This is a genomic window from Tautonia sociabilis (assembly GCF_003977685.1).
GTDB classification, from domain to species: domain Bacteria; phylum Planctomycetota; class Planctomycetia; order Isosphaerales; family Isosphaeraceae; genus Tautonia; species Tautonia sociabilis.
The window spans coordinates 58,566-68,101 of the sequence record NZ_RYZH01000002.1 but is presented as its reverse complement, the minus strand read 5'-3'; the positions used below and the strand labels follow the sequence as shown (position 1 = coordinate 68,101).

Here is a 9,536-nt window from a genome sequence, read left to right as displayed (position 1 = left end):
CAAGTGTCAACTGTCGGGGTCCGTGAGCGAGTAACTCGTGCTCCTCCCCCCGAAGGGGTCCTTCGTCAGGATCCGCCTGCCCACCAAGTCGAGGATGTCGCGATATGCTGTATCCTGGGAACACTTGGCGAGTGCCGCCCATTTCGAGGAGGTCAGCTTCCCCTCGAACCCGTCGAGCAACCGGTTAAGGACCTTGCGTTGACGGTCGTTCAGCGACTCGCTCGCGTGTTCCTCCCAGAACCTGGCCTTCTTCAGGACCCGGCCGAGCGTCGCCTCCGCCCCGTCGATCGCCCTGTCCAGGCAGCCGAGGAACCATCCGATCCAGCCGGTGGCGTCGAGCGTCCCCTTCTGGGTGCGCTCCAGGATGGCGTAGTAGTCGCTCCTCTCGGCCCGGATCTGCGCCGACATGCTGTAGAAGCGGCTGGGGCTCCCCTCCGAGCGGGCCAGGGCCATGTCGGCGATGGCCCGGGCGATGCGGCCGTTGCCGTCGTCGAACGGGTGGATGGTCACGAACCAGAGATGGGCCAGGGCCGCCTTCAGCACCGCGTCGATGCCGGACGGGCCATTATACCAGGCGAGGAACGCGGCCATCTCCCGGCCGACCCGGGCGGCCTCCGGCGCCTCGTAATGCACCCGCTCCTTGCCGACCGGGCCCGACACGACGTGCGTCGGGCCGGAGCCGTCGTCCCGCCAGGTGCCGACCCTGATCCGGTGCGTCCCGCTGCGCCCGGCCGGGAACAGGGCCGCGTGCCAGCCGAACAGGCGATCCTCGTTCAGGGGCCGGTCGTAATGCTGGGTGGCGTCGAGCATCATCTCGACCATGCCTTCGACATCCCGCTCGGCGGGCGTGAGCGCGCCGATATCCATCCCCAGACGGCGGGCGATCGACGAACGCACCTGGTCCCGGTCGAGGATCTCGCCCTCGATCTCGCTCGACTTCAGGACGTCCTGGGTCAGGGTGTCGAGGACCGCCTCCTCGCGCAGCCGGAAGCCAAGGGCCTCCATCCGCCCGATGAGCCGTCCCTGCCGATGGCGCACCGCGGCGAGCGGGGCGGAGGTTTTCTCCTCGTCCCAATGGAACTTTGGCCAGTCGGTCTTCAGGTGGATGTACACGCAATTCTCCGCATCTCTTGCGGAGGATACTAGCCCGGATTCTCCGCAAGGGCAAGCTTTCTCCGCAGGCATTGCGGAGAATAGCCGCGCGAATCTCCGCAGCACCCCTCAGCTTCCGCTCGACTTTGCTGGCAATTATGGTCCTATCAGAAGTGCTTAACTTAGGGAGGGGCGAGGGGCCGATGGCGACGCAAATCTTTGAACCGCATGACGATTCGCTGGACGTGGTGTCGGCGCACGAAATCGGGACCTTCGTCTTCTGCCCCGAGCAGTGGCGGCTGGAGTATGGCCTGGGCCTCGAACCAGGGAACCAGACGGCCCTCAGGTCCGGAAGTCGACACCATGAACGCAAGCAAACAGCGGAGCGAACCGCGGGCAGGCTGCTCCAGATCGGGCAGAAGGTGATCGCCGCCGGCCTGATCCTCCTCTTCGTCCTGTGGATCCTCGGCCGATGATACCCGACCAATCACTCCCGCTATGGCCGATCGCCCTTTGCGTCCTCCTGGCCGGCGTGCTCCTCGTCATCGCCGCCTGGAGGATGCGGGAGGCCCGCGGCCTCGCTTCGGGACAGACGCTCGCCCTCGACGACGTCAGCCTCTACTCGACTCGCTACCGGCTTGCAGGCCGCCCGGACCGGATCGTGCGTATAGGCAAGACGGTGGTCCCGGAGGAGTGGAAGTCGGCCAAGCGGCTCTGGCCCGGGCACATCGCCCAGATGGGGGCCTACTTCCTGCTCATCGAAGAACGCTACGGCGTCCGGCCGCCCTACGGCTACGTGGTGCTCGGGACCGGCGAGCGGCACCGGATCGAGAACGAGGCGAAGCTCCGGGCCTGGGTCCTGGACCTTGCCGGCCAGATTCGGGAGGCCCGCATGCAGCTTCACCGCCCCCTCCCCGTCCGACCGAAGCCGAACCTGTGTCGGTCTTGCGGACAACGAGGCAATTGCTCACTGAGGATCGGTTGACCGGATTTCATCGGCCGTACCGCGATTCACGGCCACCCTTGATGCAATCCGCGGTGATGAACGGTGCGACGTCCTTTACCGAAGTAGGCAGTCCCGGTCCGGCGACCGGTTTCATCGACACTTCCTTGTCCGCGAGCTCCCCGTTCAATGCCAATAGAAACGCGAGTGGGTCACCCTTCGCCTTCATGCCGTAGGCGGAGCGCACCGCCGCATCGAGCGCTTGTTGGGCCGCCCGCAACGGGTTCTGGCCGGGCGTGTCCAGCGTGCGGTACAGCTGGCGCAGGCTCCACTGATTCTCGGCCATGACATTCCGGCGCAACTGCCGGAGGGCAACGGCGGCCTCGGCCACTTTCTTCACCTGCGGGATCGTGGGCTCCTGCGGCCAGGGGAAGGTGTCGAACACGGTGTCGGAAGTGTAGCGGAAATCCCCCTTGAGCGTGGAGCAGCGGGCGATGAACCAGGACCAGTGGATGCCGCTTTGCAGGATGCCGAACGAGTAGTCATCGGGCAGCGGAAAAAGTTGGAGGGCGTCGCTAGGGCGGATGCCCTTGTCCACGAACTCGAAGATGGGCCGCTTCGTCACCCTGGCGCAGGCGATATAGCGTGGCATGGCTGCAATCTTCGAGATCAGCTCGGGGCGGGGATAGGACAGCAGCCACCACTTATTCAGGAAGTTTCGATGGTGCTGGTTCACCTTCGCCTTCGGGTTCGCATCCAGCGCCCGCTTGTTCCTCTTCGCCTCTTCCTCGGCAGCCGCTTCGCGGGCGGGTAGCACCGTCGCCTTCAGCCGCTCGATCAGCTTCGGGTACTGCCCCGCAGTCAGGATGTCGCGCGGTTGGAGGTCGATGACATAGCGTTGCGGGGCCGGCGGCTGGTGTGAGAGCAGGTCATCCCCCGTCAGGTACGGGAGCAGGACTTCGGCGTTCTCTGCCGAGGCTTGGAGTAGACCGGCGGCCTCCGCCGGACTCAGCAAAAACCCCTCATGCCCGTGCGTCTGCCCTTGGTAGCACGCCCCGGAGTCGATGTTCGCTCGCAGACGCTGGGCCTGCGTCACGTCGAACGAGGCGGACAAGGCGGGACTGATCTCGTCCAACTCGACCACTTCCCAGGGGCTTTCCCGCAGGTCGCCGAGCTGAGTAAACAGCTTTTTCTTGCCCGGCGCATCGCCCTTGACCCAGTTGGCGATGGAGACGTGAACCACCGCGTCACCCGACCACACCTGCGTAGAAACCGCCTCGGTGATCGTCCCGCCGTTGCCGACGATGTAATCCAGCCCCCCTTCGCGGGAATAGTTCTGGCGGATGGTGTTCGTGCCGACCAACCCGGCATGGCCTCCGGCGGGCAGTTCGTCGTGGGCCCGGCGGAACCAGTACACGCAGTAATCGGCGCGGCCCGGAACGCACGGGTAGGCGTCTCGCAGGCGGTTCAGGTAGGCGGGGCCATACTCGCCTTGCATCTTGTTCTTGGACTGGAATGGCGGGTTGCCCACGATGGCGTCGGCCTCGGGCCATTCGCAGAACAGCGCGTCATTGGCCTTGATGTTGTCGTCCAGGTTGTCAAGCGGCAGAGCCGCGTCGAATTCGATGGGCAGGTCCAGCTGCTCGCTGTCGATCCACGCCTGGCTCTCGTCGATCGCCAGCTCTTTGGCGATCATGAGCGTGACCTTCGCCAGCTCCACGGCGAACTCTTCCTTGTCGATGCCGAAGAACTGCTTGATGCTGACCAGGGAGCGGGTGCCGACCGACTGCTGTGCCTTCCTGCCGAACTCGGCGTGAATCTTCGCCATGAGGCTCAATTCCAGCCGCTTCAGCTCCCGGAAGGCGACATAGAGGAAGTTCCCGCTGCCACAGGCCGGATCGAGCACTCGGAAGCTCCGCAGCTCTTCCAGCAGGGCGCGAAGCTCTTTCAGCGTCTTCGCCGCCTCGATCCGCTCCCGCCACGGCCTGACGATAGTCGGCAGCACCACCTTCTGGATATCCGCCTCCGAGGTGAAATGCGCCCCGAAGGCGTGCCGCCGTTCCTTGCCCATGCTGCTCTGGAAGAGCGTGCCGAAGATGGGCGGCTGGACCTTGCTCCAGTTCTCCTCGGCGGCCTTGAGCAGCAGGTCGACCTCCTCCGGCACCAGCTCCAGCGGGTTGACCGTCTGGAAGATGCCGCCGTTGAAGTAGCGCACGCCCTTGAACCGCCCGCCCTTGGCCGGGGACTGCGAGTTCATCTGCCGGAACAGGCCGCCGACCAGGTCGTAGGTGCTCTCGCCGCGCTTGCATTCGTCGAGCAATTCGCTGAACAGCCCGCGCGGCAGCAACTCCGCGTCCTCGGAGAACATCGCCACCACGCATTGCAGGGCGAACCGCTGGGCCTGTTCCCGGTCCTCGCCCCGCGCCACCAGCGCGTTGAACACGCCCGCCACGTTCGCCGCCGCCGCCCGCGTGACATCCACGCGGTTGTTGCCGAACTGCGGCTTCTTCTCGACGGGGAAGAGGAAGTTGAAGGCCGTGTACCGCTGGGGAAGCTCGTCCAGGGCGACCACATCCACCGGGTCATTGAGCTGGGAGTCGAAGTCGTAGATCCAGAATTCGTCGAAGTTGCAGAGCACCACATACTTGGGGCGCTGAGGGACGAGCTGGAGCCAGTATTCAAACGCCTGCGTGTAGTGCTTCTGGAGCTTCTCGCCGCGTTTCTTCATCTCCATGAGCAGCCGGGGCCGCCAAAGCAGGTCGGCGAACTTCGTGCTCTTCGCCCCCTTCACGCGGAACTCGAGCGTGGCCCCTGCTTCCTTGTAGCCGCCATGGCCAAACGCTTGGAACAGGCGGTCGCAAAACACCTGCGCCTCGCCCTTCTCGTCCCCTTTCAGGGTTCGGGCGTACTCGATGAATCGGAGGATCGGCTCAACGGCGGCGGTCGTCATGCTTCATTGAGTCCTATATGATAATAATTGCGCTAATATCATTGGATTCCCCCTTCTCCCGAATCTCGCTTACGCCGGGCTGGGGACGGCCGATTCGGCGCCACTTCCGACACCGTTGTGGCTGGGGTCGCTGTGGTCCGGGCCGAGACGAACTGGTGATGCAGCAAGAATCGCTGCGCGCCCTGCGCACGCCGGTGTTCCGATTCTTTTGCGCGGTCGTCACCCGGGTGGCTTCGCGACTCTACCCACTCACCTGGCGGGTCCATTCCCAAGGCCGCATGATTCGTGCGAATATTGGACAGGACGTTGCGCATCGCCCTGGGCACGTCGCCGTCCAGGACGTAGCCCAGCATGCCGCCGTGGTGGACGTGGCGGCCGTACTTGCCGTCCACGAAGCGCTGCATTCCCTCCTTCACGTACTCATCGGCCAGCGACTTCATCACCCCCTTGACCCTGGCGTTGAGCCGCTTGGCCTCCAGGCAGAAATACAGGTCGCCGTCGTGGCCGGGGAAGAAGACGATGTCCTTCCTCCCCGTCTCCTTCGCCAGGTCAACGTCGATCTCCACGTCCTCGTAGCGGATCAGGAACCGGTGGGCCTGGCGGTCTCGCTTCCTGACCATCGCCGCGTAGAGCCGGATGGACGTGTCCTCCTCCAGCTCGTCCGGCGCCGGGGGCGCGATCAAGGCCCAGGATTCGAGCACGAGGCCGATCACGGTCCCCACCCCTCCCTGGGCGATGAAGTCGTCCCAGGCACTGCTGTCGCCGATCGTCATGCATCCCCCTCGGATCGCATGAGGATCGTGCCCGCGATTTCGTCGGCGTCGTTGAGCGCGGCCGTCGCGGACCAGAAGCGCCGCCCGACGGGCTTGATTACGTAGAGGAGGTTCCCGTCGAACACCTTCAGCCCCCGCGCCAGCTCGAACGCGCCCCTCCCCCTGGCAGCCCCCTTCTGGAGCCGCTGTAGCGCGGCGAGGACGTCCGTGGTCACCCCATCGATCTGCCCCGGGTCTTCCCCTCGCCTCGCCTTCCGCAGGACCACCATGCCGATGCCCAGGCTGCAGTCGGCCATGGACTTGCCATGGACGCGGTATTTGGCGTTCGCCCATCCGTTGAGCGTCGAGCAGAGGAGATCGATGTAGGCCGCATAATCATCGGAGCGGGCCGGCAGGAGCGCGGGCACGTCGATCCGGGCGCGGGTGGGCCTCACGCTGGGGATGACGATGCCGACGGTGTCAGCGACAAGTTTCTGCTCGATGGGATCTACGTCGAAATACTCCTCGATCAGAGGCTCGGCACGCGCCTGGGCGCGCCGCACGACATCGTCCCTCCCGAGGACTGCGTCACTCGCTTCCCTCGCCACCGCCGCCATGAGCCGGCCGGCCTCCGCAACGATCTCGGCCGCTCGATTCGGATGATCCGCCTGGTCCGGCAGCGGGAAGGGCAGCCGCATGAGGTCGTCGATGTCGATTGTTGCGCGGCTCACCCCCCAACTCGCGGAGGTGTGGAAGAGGAAGTAGCGGGCCAGGCTCGACCGCAGGTAGAACGTCAGGAAGGCCAGCAGGTCGGCGTCCCCGGCCGGCCCGTGGATCCCGCGAATGCCGTGGCGGTAGGCCACATTGAAATTCGCGAACGCGACCTCGGGCTCGTTGGAATATCCTCGCTTTATCAGGACGAGCGGCCCCTTGAAGATATCAGTGTTGCTGATGGCTCGCCTCAGCTCCAGCGTGAGCGTTTCCTGCAGCCCGCACTCATCTGGGAGGAGCAGCAGACAGAGCCGGTGTGTGGTCCTCTCGATGCGGCCGGTGCGATGAAGGGTCAACTCCCGAAGGCTATCGTCCGGGTCGTTGGCCCCGAAGGGCTCATAACCTTCAGCGACGATCCACCGCTTGGGAGTCCCCTTGCCGCGCTGGCCGAGGACGTCCCGCAGGCGTGGGTAAAGGCGCAGCCGGTCCAGGAGGCGACGGTCTCGCGAGGTCGCCCAGTAGCGTTCCTTCCAGATCAGCGGCGCATCGTCTCCCCGGAGGTCGTCGAGCACTTCCCGGACGCTCAGGCACGCCCGGTCCTGCGGCAGGATCGAGATCACCTCGGCCTGGGTTACGGCCCAGTCGGTCTTGGGCGACCAGTACTGGATGCGGTGCCCGCTATGCGCCGGCTGCTGCTTCCCGTAGCGGACGACCAGGGCGGGCGCCTCCGCGTCTTCGAACAGGAAGCGCTGGAAATCGGCGAGGTTCATGATCCGATCGACCGCGCGCGACTTGAACCAATGCCGTTGGAACTCGACGGAACTCTGCGTGTGATTGAAGAGCAGCCCGTACGGCAGGACGAGGCAGACGGATCCTCCGGCGGCGAGGTGTTCCGGGGCCTTCCAGACGAAAGCCGCAGCGAGCTGCTTGGCAGGGAATGGAAGTTTACGGTGGGCACACCAGGTCGCGGCCGACGCGTTCGCATCCCTGACCTCTGCCCACGGCGGGTTGCCGATCACGTAATCCACCTGGTCTGGGGCGGCCTGGTCTGCGAAGAAATCGGCGCAGCGGATGGTCGCCGCCTCGCCCCCCACGCCCGCGACCAGCCTCGGCAGCACCTTGACCTTCTTCAGCACGCGGCGAATGTCCGGGGGCGACAGCTGGTCGAGGAAGGCTAGGTAAAGGCTGAAGGCCGCGATCAGGCATGCGGTGCGGTTCTTGTCCACCCCGAACAGATTCGTCTTCAGGATCGCCGTCAGGCCCCTGATCTTAGCGTCGTAGCCGGCCTTCGGGTTGGCCCGCGCCCATTCTTCGGCCAGGCGGTTGAACAGGCCGACGAGGAAGATACCCGAACCGCAGGCGGGGTCGAGGAACCGCTTGCCGAGCAGGGGCTCTCCCCCGTCGAGGGCGGAGTCGATGACCAACTCGGCCAGGAATCGCGGGGTGTAGAATGCCCCGGCCTCCCTCTTCGCTCGCGCGCCCGCCGCCTTCAGGAAGTGCTCGTAGATCGCGCTGATGGTCTCGATCGGGATGATCCCGAATTCGTAGGGCCAGAAGCTCCGCTGGCGGCTCCGCGGGTCTGTCCCTTGGATGAAGTCGCCCAGGATGTCGAGATGTTCGCCCCTGATCTGCCTGGCCTCGGCCTCCAGGTCCTCACTGAACAGGTCGCCGTTGAAATCCTCGCCCAGCTGCGAGAACAGCGCGTAGAGGTCGACCCTCGCCTGCGAGCGTGACTTGCGGCCGAGGATATCCGCCAGGCCCTCGGCCCCGTGGATGCCCGCTTCCTCCAGGTATACCCGGTCGATCACCTTCCGATCGAACAGGTAGCAGGTGAAGACGACGCGGCAGAGCAAGGCGTCGAGGGAGGCGGGATCGAGCCGGGTCGCCGGCACATCCGCGAGCAATTCGCGGGCAGCCTCGAGATGCCGCAACAGGTTGCGGTCCACCCGCTGCCTCGGGTCGAAGGCCCGCCGGTGGCGGTGATAATACTCGCCGGTCTCCACGGCCAAGAGGAATGCCCGCAGCTGCTCGGCCACGCGGTCCAGCCGCTCAACCAGGCCGTCCGGGTCGGCGCCGGGCCTTTGGCTAACGGCGGGCTGCGACAGGCCGGAGTAGATGTGGACCTCGTCGGGCCCGACCAGCGCGAGGATCGGGGCGACCCCCTGGTTCCAGAAGGTACGGTGGAGGGCCATCACCTCCGACGCATCGAGGCGGTCCACCGTCCGGAAATAGACGATCGGGCTCCCATCCTGGCAGAGGATGCCGCTCAGATCCAATTCCTCGAAGGCCCGGCGCAGCACATGCGCCTGGGGGATCGCCCCGCCCTCGGCGTCGAGATCGGCGACCGTGGCGAAGAAGTGCGGCGGCCGCGTCCCGTCGAGGCCGAAATCGAACATCCAGTCGGGCGAGGGTCGGGCGGTCATGGGCCGTCTTCCCCCTTCCCCAACCGCCCGGCTTCGGGCTCGCCGAGGAGCTCGTAAGCCCAACGGCTTGAAAGCCTTCGGGAGCGGATCTTGTAGCCGCGCCGCTTCAGGAATAGGACGTCGCGGTAGATCGTCTGGTCGCATACCTGGAGCTTGGCCGCGATGGCAGGCGTCGAATAGCTGCCCTCCCGGATCAGATCCAGGAGGTTCTCCAAGCGGTTCGTGACCGCGAGCGCCCTCTCATACCTCATTCTCGTAGCTCCCCCAGTCTATCTCTAACCGCAGGTGTTAGACTTGTCAATCGGCTGGGGCGTTTTTGTACACAAATTCAACGGATTTCGGGGAGGTGACGAGGGCCAGCCCTTATGGCCTTCGATGCCTCGGAACCCCTTCCCATGGCGGCTTCGCTCCATAGCCGCAACGATGGCATTCCTGAATGCCCCTTCTCCCTCCTGCCCCCCGGACTATGAGGCCAGGCGCTTAATCACTTATCGAAGTTGTCCACAGGCACCGGACGTTAAGTAAGTTACAATAATACTTGATGTTAAACAGTTAGGGCCCTGGTATCCCATTGACGCCTCGGCACAATCGGGCGATCCGTGCGCCTAATGGGCCGAGCCTTTGCGCCTAATAGGCCGGTCGTTTTGCGCCTAATAGGCCGAGTC

The 9,536-nt window shown here is 65.1% G+C and carries 7 protein-coding genes; 2 read left to right on the top strand and 5 right to left on the bottom strand.

Annotated elements, in window-relative coordinates:
* Nucleotides 1–6: 6 nt before the first annotated feature.
* Nucleotides 7–1,113 carry a Fic family protein gene (locus TsocGM_RS01445; protein ID WP_199756674.1) on the bottom strand — a complete coding sequence of 369 codons (1,107 nt, stop codon included), beginning with the start codon at nt 1,111–1,113 and terminating at the stop codon, nt 7–9.
* 182 nt (nt 1,114–1,295) lie between these two features.
* Between TsocGM_RS01445 and TsocGM_RS01440 the strand changes: the two genes are divergently transcribed.
* Together TsocGM_RS01440 and TsocGM_RS01435 are read left to right on the top strand one after the other, a co-directional pair.
* Nucleotides 1,296–1,568, top strand: a complete 273-nt coding sequence (locus TsocGM_RS01440) for a hypothetical protein (protein WP_126723540.1) — start codon at nt 1,296–1,298, stop codon at nt 1,566–1,568.
* Nucleotides 1,565–2,077, top strand: a complete 513-nt coding sequence (locus tag TsocGM_RS01435; protein WP_126723539.1) for a Dna2/Cas4 domain-containing protein — start codon at nt 1,565–1,567, stop codon at nt 2,075–2,077. Before TsocGM_RS01440 ends, TsocGM_RS01435 begins: the two co-directional genes overlap by 4 nt.
* Nucleotides 2,078–2,084: 7 nt before the next feature.
* On the opposite strand, the gene TsocGM_RS01430 is transcribed toward TsocGM_RS01435, so the two are convergent.
* The 4 genes from TsocGM_RS01430 to TsocGM_RS01415 are packed head-to-tail and all read right to left on the bottom strand — an operon-like array spanning nt 2,085 to nt 9,122.
* Nucleotides 2,085–4,985 carry a class I SAM-dependent DNA methyltransferase gene (locus tag TsocGM_RS01430; protein ID WP_126723538.1) on the bottom strand — a complete coding sequence of 967 codons (2,901 nt, stop codon included), beginning with the start codon at nt 4,983–4,985 and terminating at the stop codon, nt 2,085–2,087.
* A 38-nt stretch (nt 4,986–5,023) separates the two neighbouring features.
* A complete protein-coding gene (locus TsocGM_RS01425) occupies nt 5,024–5,758 on the bottom strand; it encodes a hypothetical protein (RefSeq protein ID WP_126723537.1) in 735 nt (244 codons plus the stop codon).
* A complete protein-coding gene (locus TsocGM_RS01420; RefSeq protein WP_126723536.1) occupies nt 5,755–8,871 on the bottom strand; it encodes an N-6 DNA methylase in 3,117 nt (1,038 codons plus the stop codon). The genes TsocGM_RS01425 and TsocGM_RS01420 overlap by 4 nt, the downstream gene beginning before the upstream one ends.
* On the bottom strand, nt 8,868–9,122 hold the full coding sequence (locus TsocGM_RS01415) for an HTH domain-containing protein (protein ID WP_126723535.1): 255 nt from the start codon (nt 9,120–9,122) through the stop codon (nt 8,868–8,870). Before TsocGM_RS01415 ends, TsocGM_RS01420 begins: the two co-directional genes overlap by 4 nt.
* Nucleotides 9,123–9,536 lie beyond the last annotated feature (414 nt).